At 61.2% G+C, this 17,796-nt stretch carries 16 protein-coding genes; 11 read left to right on the plus strand and 5 right to left on the minus strand.

What is annotated here, in order from left to right:
* Positions 1-509 precede the first annotated feature (509 nt).
* Together dnaE and ACWHTU_RS10825 are read left to right on the plus strand one after the other, a co-directional pair.
* Positions 510-3,965 (plus strand): DNA polymerase III subunit alpha, encoded by a 3,456-nt coding sequence (gene dnaE, locus ACWHTU_RS10820; protein ID WP_447859365.1) that lies wholly within the window; start codon positions 510-512, stop codon positions 3,963-3,965.
* Between the two features lie 45 nt (positions 3,966-4,010).
* A complete protein-coding gene (locus ACWHTU_RS10825; RefSeq protein WP_447859366.1) occupies positions 4,011-4,979 on the plus strand; it encodes an acetyl-CoA carboxylase carboxyltransferase subunit alpha in 969 nt (322 codons plus the stop codon).
* A 20-nt stretch (positions 4,980-4,999) separates the two neighbouring features.
* Here ACWHTU_RS10825 and ACWHTU_RS10830 read toward each other — a convergent pair whose 3' ends face one another.
* Positions 5,000-5,704 carry a hypothetical protein gene (locus tag ACWHTU_RS10830; protein ID WP_447859367.1) on the minus strand — a complete coding sequence of 235 codons (705 nt, stop codon included), beginning with the start codon at positions 5,702-5,704 and terminating at the stop codon, positions 5,000-5,002.
* Positions 5,705-5,928: 224 nt separating this feature from the next.
* Here ACWHTU_RS10830 and ACWHTU_RS10835 point away from each other — a divergent pair, with 224 nt between their 5' ends.
* From ACWHTU_RS10835 to ACWHTU_RS10850, 4 genes are all read left to right on the plus strand, one after another.
* The gene (locus ACWHTU_RS10835; RefSeq protein ID WP_447859368.1) at positions 5,929-6,225 is read left to right on the plus strand and encodes a GYD domain-containing protein; all 297 of its coding nucleotides are present in this window, start codon (positions 5,929-5,931) and stop codon (positions 6,223-6,225) included.
* Between the two features lie 104 nt (positions 6,226-6,329).
* A complete protein-coding gene (locus tag ACWHTU_RS10840; protein ID WP_447859369.1) occupies positions 6,330-6,791 on the plus strand; it encodes a hypothetical protein in 462 nt (153 codons plus the stop codon).
* Between the two features lie 111 nt (positions 6,792-6,902).
* Positions 6,903-7,625 (plus strand): iron-containing redox enzyme family protein, encoded by a 723-nt coding sequence (locus ACWHTU_RS10845; protein ID WP_447859370.1) that lies wholly within the window; start codon positions 6,903-6,905, stop codon positions 7,623-7,625.
* A gap of 246 nt (positions 7,626-7,871) precedes the next feature.
* Entirely contained in the window at positions 7,872-8,606 is a 735-nt protein-coding gene (locus tag ACWHTU_RS10850) for a hypothetical protein (RefSeq protein WP_447859372.1), read from the plus strand.
* 23 nt (positions 8,607-8,629) lie between these two features.
* Here ACWHTU_RS10850 and ACWHTU_RS10855 read toward each other — a convergent pair whose 3' ends face one another.
* Positions 8,630-11,713: an aminotransferase class III-fold pyridoxal phosphate-dependent enzyme gene (locus ACWHTU_RS10855; protein ID WP_447859373.1), complete on the minus strand. Its 3,084-nt coding sequence runs from the start codon at positions 11,711-11,713 to the stop codon at positions 8,630-8,632.
* A 1,332-nt stretch (positions 11,714-13,045) separates the two neighbouring features.
* Between ACWHTU_RS10855 and ACWHTU_RS10860 the strand changes: the two genes are divergently transcribed.
* Entirely contained in the window at positions 13,046-13,462 is a 417-nt protein-coding gene (locus tag ACWHTU_RS10860; RefSeq protein ID WP_447859374.1) for a hypothetical protein, read from the plus strand.
* A 61-nt stretch (positions 13,463-13,523) separates the two neighbouring features.
* Here the strand turns inward: ACWHTU_RS10860 and smbP are convergent, their stop codons facing one another.
* Entirely contained in the window at positions 13,524-13,904 is a 381-nt protein-coding gene (gene smbP / locus ACWHTU_RS10865; RefSeq protein WP_447859375.1) for a small metal-binding protein SmbP, read from the minus strand.
* Positions 13,905-14,067: 163 nt separating this feature from the next.
* On the opposite strand from smbP, the gene ACWHTU_RS10870 reads away from it, so the two are divergent.
* Complete coding sequence (locus ACWHTU_RS10870; protein ID WP_447859377.1) at positions 14,068-14,487, plus strand: hypothetical protein; 420 nt, start codon at positions 14,068-14,070, stop codon at positions 14,485-14,487.
* An 81-nt stretch (positions 14,488-14,568) separates the two neighbouring features.
* Here the strand turns inward: ACWHTU_RS10870 and ACWHTU_RS10875 are convergent, their stop codons facing one another.
* The gene (locus tag ACWHTU_RS10875; protein WP_447859378.1) at positions 14,569-15,261 is read right to left on the minus strand and encodes an HAD family hydrolase; all 693 of its coding nucleotides are present in this window, start codon (positions 15,259-15,261) and stop codon (positions 14,569-14,571) included.
* 276 nt (positions 15,262-15,537) lie between these two features.
* Between ACWHTU_RS10875 and ACWHTU_RS10880 the strand changes: the two genes are divergently transcribed.
* The gene (locus tag ACWHTU_RS10880; RefSeq protein ID WP_447859379.1) at positions 15,538-15,909 is read left to right on the plus strand and encodes a hypothetical protein; all 372 of its coding nucleotides are present in this window, start codon (positions 15,538-15,540) and stop codon (positions 15,907-15,909) included.
* Between the two features lie 39 nt (positions 15,910-15,948).
* On the opposite strand, the gene ACWHTU_RS10885 is transcribed toward ACWHTU_RS10880, so the two are convergent.
* A complete protein-coding gene (locus tag ACWHTU_RS10885; protein WP_447859380.1) occupies positions 15,949-16,704 on the minus strand; it encodes a BON domain-containing protein in 756 nt (251 codons plus the stop codon).
* A 375-nt stretch (positions 16,705-17,079) separates the two neighbouring features.
* Here ACWHTU_RS10885 and ACWHTU_RS10890 point away from each other — a divergent pair, with 375 nt between their 5' ends.
* Both ACWHTU_RS10890 and ACWHTU_RS10895 read left to right on the plus strand, forming a co-directional pair.
* The gene (locus ACWHTU_RS10890; protein ID WP_447859381.1) at positions 17,080-17,490 is read left to right on the plus strand and encodes a hypothetical protein; all 411 of its coding nucleotides are present in this window, start codon (positions 17,080-17,082) and stop codon (positions 17,488-17,490) included.
* A gap of 100 nt (positions 17,491-17,590) precedes the next feature.
* Positions 17,591-17,755: a hypothetical protein gene (locus tag ACWHTU_RS10895; protein ID WP_447859382.1), complete on the plus strand. Its 165-nt coding sequence runs from the start codon at positions 17,591-17,593 to the stop codon at positions 17,753-17,755.
* The last annotated feature ends 41 nt before the right edge of the window (positions 17,756-17,796 follow it).

Raw genomic sequence — 17,796 nt, forward strand, 5'->3', positions numbered from 1 at the left:
CACCTAGATGATCGGCCGAGAAATACTCCTATTGTGCGAATGTTCCGACAAAGCTTCCTCGTTCCTTTCCTCGATCCAAATGTGTGAGACCCACAATGTTGGTCCAACCGCGAGGGTTGAGCTAGCGCCGGTCCCAATTAACGACTGCAACCCGGGTCATGCACGGCTGGGCGCTGAAGCGGGCGTCAGAGCCGGTTCGTGTCCGCCGTTGCCGAACCGTCGCGGCCCGCCCTTGGCGGGTGACGAGCACTGTTCGAAGTTGCGTTCGTGCCGGGGACCCGTTGCTCTTGTCCGCAACGGGTGGGCGGGATGCAGCAAGTTGCGCAGCCAAGCAGAGGAGAGGCTTACGGAGGAGGCCCCGTGTCCTCTCCCCTGCGCGCCTCGAGCGACCACTGTGTCATCGTGGGGGGCTCTGCGAGTTCAGAGCGTATACGGGGTATCTCGACCTCCCCTTCCCTTCATTTGACTTCACCTCCCCTCCCGACTAGAATCCGCCGCTGAGTCACCCCATGTCGTCGCAATTCGTCCACCTCCACCTTCATACCCAATACAGTCTGTTGGACGGTGCGAATCAAATTGATCCGCTCGTCCAGCAGGTCAAGACGTTCGGCCAGCCAGCCGTGGCCATAACCGACCACGGCAACATGTTCGGGGCGGTCGAGTTTTACCGGAAGGCCAAAGACGCGGGAATCAAACCTATCATCGGGTGCGAGGCCTACATGGCTCCAGGCAGCCGGTTCGCCAAAGACAGCGCCCTCGCCCACAATGATTACTATCACCTGATTCTGCTCGCGACGAACCTCACAGGCTATCAGAATCTGATCAAGCTCGTCAGTAAAGCTTATCTTGAAGGATTCTATTATAAACCGCGGATGGATAAGGACTTGCTGCAACAGCACCACGATGGCTTAATTGCCCTGTCCGGCTGCCTCAGCGGTGAGGTGCCGTATCTCATTGGGCAGAAAGACATGGGGGGTGCTACCCGGGTCGCGGGCGAATACCGGGAGATCTTCGGGAAGGATTATTATTACCTGGAAGTCCAGGCTAACGGACTGGAGCATCAGCGCATCGCCAACCGCGGGCTGGTCGAGCTTCACCGCAAGCTCGACATCCCGCTCGCTGGCACCAACGACTGCCACTATCTGAAGAAGGAAGATGCCCGGCCGCATGACCTGATGCTATGCCTGCAAACCGGCAAGACGATCAACGATCCCAATCGGCTGAAGTTCGACACAGACCAGCTCTACGTCAAATCGACCGACGAGATGGTCGCCGAGTTCGCAGAATTGCCGCAGGCCGTGCTGAACACCTGCCGCATCGCGGAGCAGTGCGAGTTGCACCTGCCGCTGAACAAAACCCATCTGCCCCAGTACAAGGTGCCAGACGGCTACACTCGTGAAACCTACCTGGAACACCTGGCCGCCGAGGGCCTCGCCGCCCGGTTGCGCGAGCGCCCCAGCGCCATTTCGCGTGAAGCCTATGAACTGCGGCTCAAAGAAGAGCTGACGGTCATCTGTACGATGGGGTTCGCTGGCTACTTCCTGATCGTGTGGGACATCATCAAGTTCGCCCGTTCGCGCGGCATTCCGGTCGGGCCAGGCCGGGGCTCCGCCGCTGGCAGCCTCGTCGCTTACGCGCTGCGGATCACTGACCTTGATCCGCTCGTGTACGGCCTGCTTTTCGAGCGGTTCCTCAACCCCGAGCGCGTCTCCCTCCCGGATATCGACATGGACTTCTGCATGGATCGCCGGAACGAGGTGATCAACTACGTGGTGGAGAAGTTCGGCCAAGACCACGTCGCCCAGATCATCACCTTTGGCACCATGAAGGCCAAGGCGGCAATCCGCGACGTCGGGCGCGTGCTGGAAATGCCCTACGCGGACGTGGATCGGATCGCCAAACTCGTCCCGGACGACCTGAAGATAACGCTGGACAAGGCGCTGGAACAGGAACCGCGGTTGCGCGACCTGGTGGACAAGGACCCCAAAGTCCGGGAGCTGATGTCCATCGCCCAGTCCCTGGAAGGGCTGGCGCGCCACGCCTCGACGCACGCCGCCGGGGTCGTGATCTCCGACGAACCGCTCACAGAACACGTGCCGCTCTACAAAGGCGCCAATGACGAAATCGTCACCCAGTACTCGATGGGCGACGTGGAGAAGATCGGCCTGGTCAAGTTCGACTTCCTCGGCCTCAAGACTTTGACGGTGATCCACCACGCCGTGACACTGATCAACGCCGCGCGGCCGGACGGCCCGCCTTTCGTCATCGACCGGATTCCGTTCGACGACCCCCAGACCTTTGCCCTGCTCTCCTCGGGGAAGACGACGGGGCTGTTCCAATTGGAAAGCGCCGGGATGCGGGACCTGCTGATCGGACTCCGGCCGGACCGCTTCGAGGACATCATCGCGATCATCGCCCTCTACCGGCCCGGACCGATGGACCTGATCCCCGACTTCATCAAGCGCAAGCAGGGCAAGATACCCATCACCTACGAAATCCCCGAACTGGAGCCGATCCTCAAGGACACCTACGGGGTCATCGTCTATCAGGAACAGGTGATGGCCATCGCCAACAAGGTCGCCGGCTTCTCCCTTGGCCAAGCCGACATTCTGCGCCGGGCGATGGGGAAGAAGAAGCCCGAGGAGATGGAGAAGCTCCGGGCGCAGTTCCTCGAGGGGGCGAAGAAGAACAAGATTTCCGAGAAGAAGGCCGAGAAACTGTATGAGCTGATTCAGAAATTCGCCGGCTACGGCTTCAACAAGTCTCACGCCGCAGCCTATGCGGTTGTCTGCTACCAGACCGCCTACCTCAAAGCGCACTACCCGACCGAGTTCATGGCCGCCCTCATGACCTGCGACATGGGCAATGCCGACAAGATCGTGAGCTATTTCACGGAGTGCCGGGATTTAGGCATCAAGGTCCTGCCGCCAGACGTCAACGAGAGCCAGAAAACCTTCGCGGTCGTGGACGGGGCCATTCGGTTCGGCCTGGCGGCGATCAAGAACGTCGGCGAGGGCGCGGTCGAGTCCATCATCACGATTCGCAATGAAACCGGCCCCTTCCGGTCGTTCTTTGATTTCTGCCGCCGCGTCGATCTCCACAAGGTCAACAAGCGGATGCTGGAAGGCCTGATCAAAGCCGGGGCGTTCGATTCGACGGGTGCCAAGCGGTCCCAACTCATGGCCGTGCTCGACCGAGCGGTGGAAGAGGGCGCAACCGCGCAGCGCGAACGGGAGTTGGGGCAGACCAGCATCTTCGGCGACCACCTGACCGGCGGATCGGCGACCGAGCTTCACGATCCCGAGCTACCGGACATCCCGGAATGGGACCAGGGTGAGCGGTTGAAATACGAACGCGAGTTGACCGGATTCTACATCTCGGCGCATCCTCTGGCGCGATATGAAGCGGCGGTCCGGACTCTCGCAACGGCGACCACCGAGAGTCTGGCCGACGTGGCCGACGGGAAAGAGGTGAAACTGTGCGGGATCATCACGACCGTCAAGACCATGTTAACCAAAAAAGGCGACCGGATGGCTTATCTGACGCTCGAAGACCTACATGGCACGGTGGAAATCATCGCCTTCCCCGATCTCTATAAAGCGGCTGTGGATCTGATCGTCCCCGAGCAGATCGTCCGGGTGACCGGCTCCGTCGATCGCGGCGACAAAGGGACCAAACTCCGCGGCAGCAAGATCGAATCGTTGGTAGACCTGCAGTGCAAGGCCATCACCAAGGTCAATATCCGCCTGGATGACGCCCCGGATGCGACGAAGCGATTACCCGATCTACGACGGGTGTTGTTGCGGCATCCGGGATCGACGGCGGTCTACTTCACGTTTCGAATGGGGCCGAACCTGGAAGCCGACACGGCTCCGCTCCCGAACGTTACAGTCCTTCCCAGCGCGCATTTCGTGGCGGAAGTGGAAGAAGTGCTAGGCAAAGGGTCGGTGGCTCTGCTATCCTGAGCGGGCTTTTGTCTCCCGCCGATTGCCTCCATTCCATGAGGGCCTATGAGAGACTACCTTGAATTTGAAAAGCCGATCCGCGAGATCGAAGAACGGATCGAGAAACTGGCGGCCGCCAACGGGCCCAAATCCTCCACGCAGGAAGAAATCCGCAAACTCCGCGCCAAGCTGGCCCAAGTCGAGCACGAGCTGTACGGCAATCTCACCCCTTGGCAGCGAACCCAGCTCGCCCGCCATCCTCAGCGCCCGACCACCCTCGACTATGTGAACGAACTGTGTCGGGAATTTTTGGAATTCCACGGCGACCGGCTTTTCGGCGACGACCGCGCCATCGTGGGCGGCTTCGCCCGGTTCAACGGCCGATCTGTCATGGTGATTGGACATCAGAAAGGCAAGACGCTGAAAGAACGGATGCAGCGCAATTTCGGGATGCCGAATCCGGAGGGCTATCGGAAGGCGTTGCGCCTGATGAAGATGGCTGAAAAATTCGGGCGCCCGATCGTCACATTCATTGACACGCCCGGCGCCTATCCCGGGATCGGAGCCGAGGAACGGGGTCAGGCCGAAGCCATCGCGCGCAACCTCTACGTCATGTCACGGCTGACAGTCCCGATCGTCTCCGTCGTCATCGGCGAAGGCGGAAGCGGCGGAGCCCTGGCGCTCGGCGTCGCCGACCGGGTGCTGATGCTGGAACACGCCGTCTATTCGGTGATTTCACCGGAAGGCTGCGCAGCCATCCTGTGGGATGATCCGGCCAAGGTGCCCGACGCGGCCGCTGCCCTGAAAATGACGGCCAATGACCTGCTGCAACTCGGGGTGATCGACGGCATCATCCCGGAGCCGATCGGCGGCGCCCACCGTGACCCCCGCTTCGTCGCCGACCGTCTCGCCAAAGCCCTCACCGCCTGCTTCAGCGAGCTGGAGACGATCCCCGTCGACCAACTCCTCGCCCAACGAGAACAGAAATACCGCAAGATCGGCGCAGTCAGCGGACTTGCCCCGGCGAGCGCGTAGCTGAACCGGGCTAGTTCGTTTTACGAAGACTCGGCCGTTCCCTCCAACAATCCGAGCACGGTCAACCGCCGTTTGATGGAGCCTAGGATTTCTCGGCGGAGGACGGCTCGATACGGAACCAAGCTCTCGTCGCCCAGGTAGCGGTCTACCGTCCGCGGCAGCTGTTTCCACCATGCCCGAGCGGCCGTCCGCGCCCCCTGCGCTGCTCCGTCGCCGCCGGCCAGAATGGCACGGATCTCCCGCTCGAAAAACCCGACGTGCGCTTCCTCGTCCGCCAGAATCGACGCCAAATCCGGCCGGACTCCGGCCAGGAGCTTCGCGAATTCCAGCCCCAGCGCTTCGTATCCGTACAGACGCACAGCCAACGCCCACCACTGGCTGGGCACCCGCGGGGGGTTCGTCCGCTCCCATGAAGACATGCCCAGCAACATTTCAAACTGCCGGAGGTGCGTCCGTTCGTCTTCTTCATGTCGATGCAGGAAGCTCAGCGCATGCGGGGGCACATCCCGCGCCTGCGCGGAACGAACCGACCAGAGCGCCATGGCCTCAGCTCTGAGAAAACGTTCCAGCAGCGCACGCTCGCAGATTTGAGGAAGGACTAACGCCATCGAAATAGTGTAGCCAAATCGGGCAGCCGGTCCCAACCGTCGCGTTACCCCTCCAACCACCGCCTTGCACACGCTGCAAGAAGGCCTCTTGGCTTCCACAATCATCCGGCGTAGCATACTGCTATCCTTTCCGAAGCAAAAGAAAGCACATTGCAAACAACTATAGCTAATAGTCATCTAGTCATCATGGCCGACAGGCGGCCACCCTACAGGATGAAAATCCCCCTTCCCCGAGCCCCCCTTTTAAATAAAAAAAGAAAAAGGGGAAGGGGAAAACAGGGAATGAAACGACTGGCTGTTCGCTATGTGCTGCCGGCTATTGCGAAAGCAGGGAGGACGCCATGCCGACTTTTGCATTACTTACCAAGTTGGCGCCGGAGGAGGCGCGTGATCCTAAATTCCGGGAAGAGCATGGGAAGCAATGGATGAACCAGGTCAAGGTGAAATGCCCCGGTGTCAAGTGGCTGTCTCATTACCTGGTGCTGGGGCCACACGATTTCCTGGATCTCTACGAGGCGGCGAACGAGGAAGAAGCGGCAAAAGTGGCGATGATCAGCTTATCCCTTGGCGCACTCTCCGCGGAAACTTGGACGCTGCTTCCGTACCATCGCTATGTCCAGCTCGCGAAAGAGATGTAAGGCGATCGTTTCAAGTCACAAGAGATTCGCACGATGGTGTGGCTCAACACGCCCAGAACATCTGGACAGGGCCTTGCCATGTAAGCGAGGAAAGGAGGACCGCCATGAAAGAGATCAATTGGTATCGTCTTCTTTTGGGAGGGCTGGTCGCGGGGTTTATCATCGATGTGGTGCAGTGGCTTCTCAACGGCGTGCTCTTGGGCTCGGAGTGGCGCGACGCCATGCAAGCGCTCGGCAAACCCCTTGAGGAGAATCCGGCCCGAAGCGTGTTCTATATCTTCCTGGGGCTTGTGTACGGAGTCCTGGCAGTGTGGTTCTACGCATCCATTCGACCGCGGTACGGAGCCGGCCCGGTCACGGCCTTGTATGCAGGCACCGCCGTCTGGCTGTTGGGTTACTGCCTGCCGACGCTCACCTGGATGCCGATGGGCTTGTTCCCCGCCGGGCTGGTATCTGTCGCGATGCTGATCGGATTGGTTGAACTTCTGGTCGCCACCGAAGCGGGTGCCTGGTTGTATCAAGAACCGCTTCCGGGCGCGGCCGGGGCGGCCCGTCGGGCCGCATGACGGCTTAACGAAGCTGAGAGTGTCTCCTCCACCCCCTCTCCCCCTTGAGGAGGAGAGCCGGGCGAGGGGGAAGCTGATCGCCCTTTTCTAGTGAAGGAGAGACCTTCAGGTATGTCGCACTCCGTGACGCATCGGTCCGGCTTGGTTTTCCTGGACGCCTTGGAGCAAGAGCTGCAGGCCCATCCCGCCCACATGAACACGTTCTTCCACGCGTTCCAACGCGGCGTGACCGAGGCCCAGCTTCGGCGATTCGCTCGCCAGTGGTACCGGTTCGGCATTCAGTTTCGGAAGATTCTGATCGGCCTGCTGTACAATCTGTCGGACAAGGACGAAGCGATCGGGCTGGAATTGGCGCGAGTGCTCTTTTCGGAATACGGCAACGGTGTACCGGAAGACGTCCACGCGGCGCAGATGTTGCGTTTGACAGATCGGTTGGGTATCGATCGCCAAGTCCTCGCCCGGGAACAGCTCTGCCCGGAGGCGCAGGCGTATATCGAGGGCATCGGCGAGGTGTTCTTGCACGGCGACATGCCGTCGGCGCTGGGCGCCTCGTTCGGCATCGAGACAACGGCCGGCCTCACGTATCGCTATCTCTACAGCGGGTTGCTCACCTGCCCTCAGCTCTCGCTGCAGGACATCAAGTTTTTCGAAACCCATCTCTTCGAGGAACTGCACCACGGGGACTGGCTTCGCACCGCCCTGGCGGGGTATGCGGAGCTGGAGGAGCACCGAGAAATGATCCGCACGGCCGCCCTCATGGCGATGGACAAATGGCACGGTCTTTGGCTCGGCATGTATCGCGTCGTGTTCGACGACGATTCGACAACTGGATAGACGGCTGTGCAGCCCACGCCGTTTCAGCCGTTCATTGACTTCTTGGCCATCACGGCATATTCTCCTCCCCTATGTTCGAATCTTCACGTAAGCAGTTCCCAGCGTGGTCGCAGTCGATCCTTTGGGTTAGACGAGGGATGAAGCCGCGCTGGCGGAACTCCCGCGCGGGGAACAGCCGGGCCGTGGCGACACGAAGAAGGGATGCGAATCACGACGGATTGCGCGGCTTGAGAGGATGAGGCTGACATGACGAAGAATCCAGTGCAGCCGCTTTCCCGTTTTCCAGGCGGCCATTCGATCGTCGTCACTGGTCTGGTCTGCAGCCTGTTCTTCTCCACCTCGGCCTGCGTGACCCAGCGCACCTACCAAGCCGTGACCGCAGAGCGTGACGCACTGCTGGCCGAGGTCGAACGGGCGCAAGCCGAGGTCAAGGCGTTGGAGCAGCAGGCGGAGGCGCTACAAGCCATCAACCACCAGGAGGACCGGCGACTCAAAGAACTCCTGGCGCGGCTTCAGGCCGAAAAAGACGCCGCCGACCGTTTTCAGCACGCAGTTCGGGTCAGGGTGACGTCGCTTCGAGCAAAACTCGCCGCCTTGCAGAACGATCAGCGGACATTGGCTCGCGAAGTTGCCGAGGCGAAAAAACAACGCGGGGCTCTGCAAACCCTTGTCGCTCGTTACCAGAAAGAACTCAGAACGCCGGACCCCGCGTCCGAGCCGCCCGCGGCGCAAGCGCCTCCTCAATTCGAACCGCCCCCGCGTTCTGGTCCTGCCGCGACCGCTCCACCCGTGACAACTCCGCCACCGGAAACAATCGCCTCCGTTCCCCCGCCGCAGCCACCTCCACAGACGCAACCGCCCGCACAACCAGCTCCGCCGGTAACCCCTCCGGCCCAGCCGCAACCAGCGTCGGCCGAGGAGTCCTGGCTCTCGTCCATTTTGAACTGGCTTTCGTCGCTGTGGAACTGGATCTTCTCGTAGCTGCCGATCAAGGCGTTGCATGGTTACAACGGGTTGCGGAGCAGTCGGAGTCGCGGCTCGGCCAGGACTTGATCCAGACAGGCCAGCAATCGCGCGGCGTCGGCGGCGGAAAAGACCATCGGCGGCTTGATTTTCAGCACATTGCGGAACGGCCCGTCGAGGCCGATCAGCACCCCCAGATCCTTCAGCCGCTCGGCGATGTAGGCTGCTTCCAGGCCAGCCGGTTCACGCGTGTCCCGATCCCGAACGAACTCGACGCCGAGAAACAGTCCTTCGCCTCGGACATCTCCGACCAGCGCGTGACGGGCCATCAATGCCGCCAGCCCTTCCTTCAGCGCGGTCCCGACCACCCGCGCGTGTTCTTGCAATCTTTCTTGCGCGATCACATCCAGCACCGCTAACCCCACGGCGCAGGATACGGGGTTCCCGCCGAACGTGTTGAAGTATTCCATTCCGTTGGCGAAAGAGGCCGCGACCTGCGGTGTCGTCACCACCGCACCGATCGGATAGCCGTTACCGATCGGCTTGCCGAGCGTCACAATGTCGGGCACGACGCCTTGCAGTTGAAAGCCCCAGAAGTGCGCGCCTACCCGCCCGAACCCGACCTGGATCTCATCGGCAATGCAGACCCCGCCGGCGTGACGGACGAATTGATAGGCTTCACGCAGGTAACCGGGCGGCAGGACAATCTGTCCGGCACAGCTCGGCAGCGATTCGCAGATGAACGCCGCGAGGCGCCGATTGCCCCGCTTGATCCGCTCAAGCGACGCCCGGACATGCGCGGCATACCGTTTGCCGGCCTCCGGACCGGCTCGGTAGGGACCACGATAGACGTCCGGCATTGGCACCGTGTGGACGTGCGGCGGCGCGCCCGCGCCGCCGGGACCGTTGAACTTGTACGGGCTAATCTCCACCAGCGAGGTCGTATTGCCGTGGTAGGCATGGTCCAGCACGATCACGTCGGTGCCCCGTGTATGGGCGCGCGCCAGGCGCAATGCCAACTCATTCGCTTCGCTGCCGGAGCACACGAAATAGCAGACGCGCAACGGCTCTGGTAGCGTCGCGCACAAACGCTCCGCGTACTCCACCAAAAGGTCATGCAGATAGCGGGTGTTGACGTTGAGCAAGGCCATTTGCCGCGCCGCCGCCTGGACCACCGCCGGATGGCCATGTCCCACATGCGCGACATTGTTCGCGCAGTCGAGATATTCGCGACCCAGATGGTCATACAGGTACTGTTTCCATCCCTGCACGATCTTGAGCGGACGCCGGTAGCTGAGACTCAAGTTGGGACCAAGGTAGCGTCGCCTGGCCTCAAGGAGCGCCTCGGGGCTCCGCCCGGAGGTTGGCGGCAACAGATCGGGGATCCGCAGCAACAGGTTGGGATCCGGGCAGAGACTCTGCCACAGCCGCCAGTCGCGCGCGGCGCAGACACCGGGAAAGTTGTCCGCCCAATCGAGCAGGTCCACGATGAGCTGAACATGCACGTGCGGCGGCCAATTGCCGTTGGCGGATGAATCGCCGACCCAACCGATGCGTTCGCCCTTGGCAATCCGCCGGCCGGGTGCCATCCCGTTGAACGACGCCCGGCTCAAATGACCATACAAGGTGAAGAACTCACCCGCACCCGGCGCGTCGTGCCGCAGGATGACTGTCGGACCGTAATCCTGCGGCTGCGCATGGTCGGCGACACTGTGGACCGTGCCGTCCAACGGGGCGAACACGGGCGATCCGGGCGCGAGAAACACGTCCACTCCGAGGTGCACGGTGCGCCATGCCTCGACGTCGGTCTCAGCCGGCCGATAGGCCGCGCCAGTGTAACTCCGCCTGGGCTCACCGTACCGTCCGATGCCGGCGCCGACCCCGCTCGCCGCCATCCGTCCAAAGATGGCATCGGTCCAGCGCGGCGTATCCGTCAGGTCGCCGATCTCGGCAAAGTCAGGCGCGCCGGGGGTCAGATCCACAACCGCGTAGTCGCCCTTGCGAAGATCCGGTTCGACCACCGGACCGAACGTCTCCGCGTTCGCCTCCAGCCACCGCACCACCGCAGCCGTTCGGGGGCAGGCGGGCAGGCCGCAAGCATCCCGCATCGAGTAATGAAACAGCCGCGGGCTGATCCCGGCCAGACGGTCGAGCGCCGCCCACACCGGCGCTTCGGAGACGGTCAGGTACGTCTGTTCAGGGAACCGCATCTTGCGATACGCCGCCAGCGCCGCGCTTGTGCAGAGCCGCAAGGCAACCAGATCGTAAAGCAGCGCCAGTTCCTCCTCGGTTAACGCAAAGGCGGCGTGATAGCCGCCGACGACTTGCGCGGCCGCAGACACCGGATCCGATTTGCCGAGGACAGCGTAGGCGACACAGACGGCCGCCTCGAAGACCGTGCAGGAGTCGATCAAATCGCCGAAATCGAGGAGACCAGTGACTTCACCCCCCGTCTCGATGCCAGTGACAAGAATGTTGTAGTCGTTCCCATCATGGTGAATGACGCTGGTCCGCAGAGTGGGCAAGGCCCGCTCGACGTGTTCGCGGATCCGTGCCAGGAAGCGTTCGACCAGGGCGCGGCGTGAGGCGTCGGTAATCCAGGAAACGTGCTCGGTCACCACGGACGCGGCATGCCGGAGATCCCAGAGATGCGTGCGCTTGAGCGCCGGATGAGAAAAACCCGCCAGAGTTCGATCAAGTTGACCAAAGAAAACGCCGAGACTCCGCAGCAAGTCTGGCGAATGGGGAGCGACCTCCACCAACAGATGGCCAGGCAGATAGGTCACCATGTGAACGAAATGCGCGGTCCCGTCAGCAGATTGGACGGCCGTGATCGTCTCGCCCGTCGTAGTCCGCCGCACCCGCGGGCATCTGAGTGCCGGCGCATTTTCGGCTAGATATTCCAACACCGCATGCTGCGCCTCGAGGACCGTGCGCGTTTCGGCGGCGTTGGCAATCTTGAGCACGAATTCCGGCCCAGCTTCGGTCTCCAACAGAAAGTTCTGATCCCGTTCACTAGGCAGGGCGATAGGGGTCGCGCTCACGCCGAAGCGCTCGCGTGCAATGACACGCGCCTCTTGAGCGGTGAACTGCGGCGGTGGAGAGTCAGGAAAGCTGGCGCTCATGGTGTCCCACGGGCTTGACCCATCTTCCTCTACCCTCCCCTTTCCCTTCAAGGGGGGGGCGACTGCAAGATGGGCCTGCCGGAATTCCGACCGGCACGAACATTTTTGACCAACCTTAGGCGACGGAGGAGCTTTGCGACCAGCTCGAGCCGACGCCAGCGCCCGGTCTTTCACAGAAATCGAAAACCCGTTGCTCGCGGGTCGGCTTGGTATGCCCGATGCTCCTCTTCCCACGTTTCCCACGATTGACTCAGACTGCGATTGAATCGTGACACTCCATCCAGTGACACGACTTCAATCACCGGCCTCGTCGCCCCCGCGAGCACCGACAAAAAGGTCCCGCTTGCACGTCTTGCGACACGCCTTCACCTGCGGCTTCTTCTCATTAGTAGCTTCTCCTTCATGTCTGCCTCTCTTCCGGTTGGGCGGATTCCTTGGCCGTTGTCGGCACCGGTCCCCGTCCCGGAGCCACGATCGAGACGCCGTTCGCGGACGAGTCTCCAGCCAATGGCCCTGCCCTTGGTCGGTCCACACTACGGTTTGGGCGACAACTCTTCGTTGGGCGAGGAACAACAGAAGAATTTTCAGATGTACGATATCGCGGCACATCTGCGACTCCCCTGGGGATGGCAACACTGGCCTTCAGGTTGGACGCTCGAAACGTGATTGATCGCCAGCGCGGGCCAGCTTGTGCCGGCAGGCACCAGCGGCCTCATGGTGACGGTGGTCCCCGCCCTTGCCGTGAGCAGTCCCAGCGGCCTATTTACCGTTGATGCCGGACCCGGACTCGAATTCTTTCACCCGGCACAAATTCGGCGTCCAGAACTTCGGCGGCCTGGCGCAGATCATCGCCACGGCCGGCATTGGCCTCGATCCGTTTCTCACGGTTTCCCGGCTATCCCAACATGCTCTGATGCCGGTGTGTACGGTCCCACTCGCCTGGGCGTCGATATGCACATCTCATTGAGCTCGGCTACCGCTTCTGTAGGTGTTGTGCGGCGAGCCCTGATCCGACCACCCGCGAACGCCGGCCGGACCGATACCGCCGCGGCCCGTGTTTGGCTGGCCCATCTCCGAACAATCTTTCCGCAAGACTGTCTAAACTGTAGGGCGGACCATCCACGACCCAAAGGGTCGGAGATTCAGGCCTGAGCGAGCATTCCCGGTTGGGCATCGGCCAAGGTTGCTGCTCAAACCCTACATCCGCTCGCCAGTCAGGCCAGCATTCCAGCGAGCATGTCTCGATTGTCTACGCCGAACCGCCACGCTCTCGTCCGCAGATTCTACGGCCCAGGTGTTGCAACAGGAACAACTCGTTGGGAACATCTCGCAATGGCGTCTCGCAAACTGGTGCTCATGGCGGTGTTGGTGACGGTTTTCTGGCCTGCCATCGGTTCAACCGCGACCTTGCTCTGGAACGCCAACAGCGAGCCGGACCTGGCCGGGTACAACATCTATCGTTGCAGCCAACTGCCGTGCACCAAAAGATCGCCAGGCTCGGCGCTGCTGGCCACCGTCGGCCGAACCACGACCTCTTTTAATATTGGCACGCCGGCCGTTGTACAGTATTATGTCGTCACCGCCTACGACACCGCGGGCAATGAATCCGGCGAAAGCAACGTCGCGACCTACACCCCGCCTACCGCCTCACCGCCGCCCCCACCTCCCCCGGAACAACCGCCTGCCGCGTTAGCGCCTCCACCAACACCCGGAGGGCTACGCATCGTGACCGCCGTTTCCAGCCCATGATCCGAATCGCGCGAAGCGGTTTGGCCCTTTCGGTGACTCCATTGCCTTGTCCGCTGCAGAGCTAATATCCGCCTTCTTCCTGCGGGGACTGCGCGGACCGAGCCGAAGGCGGACCGCTCGCGGACAACTGCGCGAGCGCGCGCTCCGCTGCTTGAGTCGCCACTTCCGCCTGCCCTTGCCGACCCTGCTCAATCGCCTGCTTCAACCAGCGGATACCCTCATCCAGATGCGAACCTGGCACTTCCTTGTTCGCCGCCTCCGCATGTTTAAGCGCCTCGCGCGCCTGTGCCACGAGCGCGTCTGGATATCCTTGCTTGCCTTGCGCAATCGCTGCTTGAGTATGGGTGACGGCGTCGACCAGATGCGGACTCTGGCCCAGCGCCACTGTGGTTGAGAGCAGAAGCGCGAGTCCCCCAATCGCCGAGAGAGCTGCGCACCTCATACGGAATCCCTCCTTTCCGACGCATTCGTCATCTTTCTGTTATGAACAGACGCTCCTGTTTCTGAAAAATCATTCCTTAAAGAAAAGCATGAAGCTTGCACGAATCCTTGACAGCCGCGCGGTTCGCGGTAGACTTCAACCAGCCACTGCCGGAGGACAACACATGGGCGAGAATCCACACATAAAGTTTCTTCATCTCCGTGACCGTCTTCGGGCATGGGCCGAGGAGCACGGCGACCATGCCTTCGCACAAGCCCTCACGGATTGCATCGTAAACGTGTCAAGCGGAGAACCACACTGCCCGATCGCTCAGCTCTTGGAGGAAGACTTTGTTCTGACTGGTCACGTTCCCTATGCCACCGGTCCGCACCAGACCGCTGTTCCGTCACGCGCAGGAACTCCTTCCGCGCTTTCCCGTCAAGCCGTCCTCGGTCGTGTTCAGACCCTCTTAAAGCGAGACGCCCAACGCTTGCAGGACGACCGCTATCTGCAAGCCTTGGAGGCCTGTGCGCAGGCAACCCGCGACAACCCGCATTGTCCGTTCGCCAAACTTCGCCGGACGGAGGATTCTTCATCGTCTTAGAAGCGGAACTCCGGGGAGTATCTCCCTCCTTCCGCCGTGTCATCCGTAGCCACTCGGTGCGGGCCGCACTGTCCCCAACTCTCAGGCCAGCCGCACCCCGACTTCATCCAGATGGCGCAGAAGGTCGGCCGGATCTTGGTACACCCGATAAGCGCCCGCACGTTCCAGTTCGTCCTGCCCATAGCCCCCTGACAAAAGACCTACTCCCAAGGCCCAAGCCCGGCGAGCGGCGAGCATATCCCAGACGCTGTCTCCGACCACCACGCAGTGATTGACGGGAACGCCGAGGCGTCGCGCCGCGGCGATGAAGACGTCCGGATCCGGTTTCGCGTGCAGGACCTGATCGCGGGTGACTACGGGCACGCGAGCGTCGAGGTTCAGGAGCGTCAGAGCCTTCCCCGCGCTTTCCATGCGCCCGCTCGTCGCGATCGCAAACGGCACGTCATGCTGCGACAGAGTATCGAGCAGCTCGCGCACGCCCGGAAGCGGACGAATCGACCCGACCTGCCGCGCATAGGCCTCCGCGTGCCGCCGCTGGATCCGCTCGACCTCGTCCTGCGTCACCGACCGTCCGATCTCTCGCAGCAGCGCATGGAGGAGCAGCCCGCCGCTCATACCGATCTGCCGGTGAATGCGCCAGACGGCCAGCTCGATCCCGACGGCCTGAAAGGCCTCCCGCCATGCCAGAACATGCTGGTAGACGCTGTCCACCAACGTCCCGTCTAGATCGAAGACGAACGCCAACCGGCTCGTTTGGGTTTCGCTTGGCTCCATGGTCAACTGCGAGTCTAGCGGAATCGAACCGTGGAACCAATGCCTTCTTTGCAACGGAGGATGTTTCCGTCGTCGGACCTCGTGATGGCAGGCGATCGTTCTTGGCTCTCACCGGAAGCAAGGTCGGCGACCTCAGAGCCTCTGTAGTCCATCCCACGTGGTTTTCCCACGTGGAAACGCGGCGAGGGTGGGTGTTTAATGGCAGACGAAGAACGGCCGTTCACGGCTTCGAGAAGCACGGCTCGGGATGTCTGAACGGCTCGTAGGCGGGACACTATGGGTTTCGGTGGTTACTCGTGCAGTTGCTGCAGCATCACGGCAGACGCTTCCCATCGGGCTTTTTATATCCGGCTCCTTCCACTCGGCAAATACATGATCCTGTGCGACCGCTGCATGAAGCACCAGAAGCGTTACGCCGCGGAGCAACCGTCATTGTGGGACTTCATTTTAGAAGCTCACCAGAACGGAGCGCTTTCCACGCTGCTCGTCCTTCGGACCATGGAGGCAGCGACGAGACGAATCCTCGTGCGCATGCACCGCATCGCCCTTGCGGGAACCGATGCGGTGAGCGCATTCCTCCAGGAAATAGGCCACTACTGGGCACGGTGCGCCATGAGTCTCCGCGAACGGCTGTGGGGCGGACGGTGACCACCTCGCATCCAGTCGCGGACGACACCGGCACTATTCTCATCCTTTCTGCTGAACCTTGGTCACCACCACCTGAGAGACGTCCACTCCGGTCACTCCTTGGATTTTTTCGATATCGTTGGCCAGCGCGTACTTGTCCGCTAAGTGCTGGACCGTCCCCTTGAGCTTCACGACACCATCTTCGACCTTATACTCGATCCGGTCCAAGTCAGCATAGGGAGCCCACTGAAGATACGCCACGACATCCTTCTCGATCGCATGATCGGGCCTCGGTTTCCCGACCACTTTCAGCAAGTTCGCCACGGAGACGACACCGCGGACGGCCTCCGCCGCCCTTTGGGCCACGCGGCTGTGCAGTGGCTTTTCTACCGTGCCTTTCAGCACCACATCGCCTTCGTGGACGAGCACCGCGATCTTGTTCAGCTTGCTTTCGTGCAACGCCGGCACCGATCGAAGCGCGGCTTCCACCGCTTTTCGGATATCGTCGTCCTTCGTCGAAGGCCGCACGACCGTGATCTCATTCTTTAAGGATCTGATGCCGACCATCGTGCCGCTGACGATCTCTTCGGCCAGCAATTTGTCGTCCAGGTTCATGACCGTCCCGCCAAGCGTCACCGCGCCTTGTTCCACCTTGACCGTGATACTTTTGGCATCGACAAGCCGCCCATCCATGGCCAACCGTTGCAGAATCGCCGCTTCAATTTGCTGGTCACTCAGCTGCGTTACATCCCCTCGAAAACCCACGAGACTGACCGTAGCGGATAGCAAGGCGACGATCAAAAACGTTCTCGACATCCGCATGATCTTCGCACCTCCTCCTTTCTTCATGGCAACGCATCTGCTTTCGGATCCCGGACAATCCGTCTCGGGCTAGGCGAACCGCATGGCTTGCGATTCGCCTCAGACCGGAACGCCTGCCTCTCGTTGACCGCCGCATCGCACTGGCGTCCGACGAGGCACATGTCGAAACCTTATACGGGATAATTTGTGGTAACACTCTTGTCTGCCTTGTCAACCGGGCGGTCCAGCCGACCATAGAGGACAAGTCCGGGCGCCGTGCCTTGACTTTGTCTACAGGGTATTTATACCTAATGCTGACCTTGCATCAGTTTCTCGCCATCAGCCGGCGCTGGACGGTGAGAAACGGTCGCGGAGAAAGGAGGGATACGTATGTCGAAAGCCATTCTGGCGGTGGCAATTTTCGGCGGATTGACCCTGGTGAGCGCTGTATCGCCACTGATTCCATCGTACACCTGGGCCGCCGATTGGATCGGGTGGGTTGCCGGAGACGACAGCTACCAGGCACTATGGGTCAAGCAGATTGAGCAAGAGTTGAACAAGAAGGAATATCGGGCCGTGTTTCTCAACGATCCTCGAACACCGCAAGCTTCTGTGCTTCGCCTCCTCGACCGTGCCGCAAAAGCCCACAATGACAAAAACGAGACGTTGGCTTCCGAACTGGTGCGCGAAGCGATAGAAGTGCTGGAAGTCGGTGTGAGGAAAAATTATTACTCGCGCGAGGATATTAACCCGATCATCGCGTTCATCAAAAACACGGCCCCGGTGAAACCGGCTGCGTAAGCACAGGACAGGCACAAGCGTCTCGCTTGAAACGCGGCTGAAGCGGTGGCGGCGACCGTCCCCACCGCTCGCCGCAGCAGAGAAAGGAGGTGACCGGCAGATGAGCGAGGATGTGCTCGGCTCTATCATGGACAGCACGGCTTTGTTTATTGTCCTGGTGACGCTGATCGTGATGGGCGCCTCCTATTTGTCGTCGCAGGCCGGCGCGAAACCGGAGGCTCAGGAATCAGCAACCACGCGAACGGATCTGCCCGATGCGGCATAACTAGCGCTGTCTGGGCCATACCCCACAAGACCCGGTTCGGT

It is taken from the genome of Nitrospira calida (assembly GCF_976986435.1).

What these genes read in the sequence shown, in the direction of transcription:
- ACWHTU_RS10880 (WP_447859379.1), top strand. Translation starts at nt 15,538, where the DNA reads ATGGGTTTCGGTGGTTACTCGTGCAGTTGCTGCAGCATCACGGCAGAC.
- ACWHTU_RS10860 (WP_447859374.1), top strand. Translation starts at nt 13,046, where the DNA reads ATGGCGTCTCGCAAACTGGTGCTCATGGCGGTGTTGGTGACGGTTTTC.
- ACWHTU_RS10885 (WP_447859380.1), bottom strand. Translation starts at nt 16,704, where the DNA reads ATGTCGAGAACGTTTTTGATCGTCGCCTTGCTATCCGCTACGGTCAGT.
- ACWHTU_RS10850 (WP_447859372.1), top strand. Translation starts at nt 7,872, where the DNA reads ATGACGAAGAATCCAGTGCAGCCGCTTTCCCGTTTTCCAGGCGGCCAT.
- dnaE (WP_447859365.1), top strand. Translation starts at nt 510, where the DNA reads ATGTCGTCGCAATTCGTCCACCTCCACCTTCATACCCAATACAGTCTG.
- ACWHTU_RS10870 (WP_447859377.1), top strand. Translation starts at nt 14,068, where the DNA reads ATGGGCGAGAATCCACACATAAAGTTTCTTCATCTCCGTGACCGTCTT.
- ACWHTU_RS10835 (WP_447859368.1), top strand. Translation starts at nt 5,929, where the DNA reads ATGCCGACTTTTGCATTACTTACCAAGTTGGCGCCGGAGGAGGCGCGT.
- ACWHTU_RS10830 (WP_447859367.1), bottom strand. Translation starts at nt 5,704, where the DNA reads ATGCTACGCCGGATGATTGTGGAAGCCAAGAGGCCTTCTTGCAGCGTG.
- ACWHTU_RS10845 (WP_447859370.1), top strand. Translation starts at nt 6,903, where the DNA reads ATGTCGCACTCCGTGACGCATCGGTCCGGCTTGGTTTTCCTGGACGCC.
- ACWHTU_RS10890 (WP_447859381.1), top strand. Translation starts at nt 17,080, where the DNA reads ATGTCGAAAGCCATTCTGGCGGTGGCAATTTTCGGCGGATTGACCCTG.
- ACWHTU_RS10840 (WP_447859369.1), top strand. Translation starts at nt 6,330, where the DNA reads ATGAAAGAGATCAATTGGTATCGTCTTCTTTTGGGAGGGCTGGTCGCG.
- ACWHTU_RS10875 (WP_447859378.1), bottom strand. Translation starts at nt 15,261, where the DNA reads ATGGAGCCAAGCGAAACCCAAACGAGCCGGTTGGCGTTCGTCTTCGAT.
- ACWHTU_RS10855 (WP_447859373.1), bottom strand. Translation starts at nt 11,713, where the DNA reads ATGAGCGCCAGCTTTCCTGACTCTCCACCGCCGCAGTTCACCGCTCAA.
- smbP (WP_447859375.1), bottom strand. Translation starts at nt 13,904, where the DNA reads ATGAGGTGCGCAGCTCTCTCGGCGATTGGGGGACTCGCGCTTCTGCTC.
- ACWHTU_RS10825 (WP_447859366.1), top strand. Translation starts at nt 4,011, where the DNA reads ATGAGAGACTACCTTGAATTTGAAAAGCCGATCCGCGAGATCGAAGAA.
- ACWHTU_RS10895 (WP_447859382.1), top strand. Translation starts at nt 17,591, where the DNA reads ATGAGCGAGGATGTGCTCGGCTCTATCATGGACAGCACGGCTTTGTTT.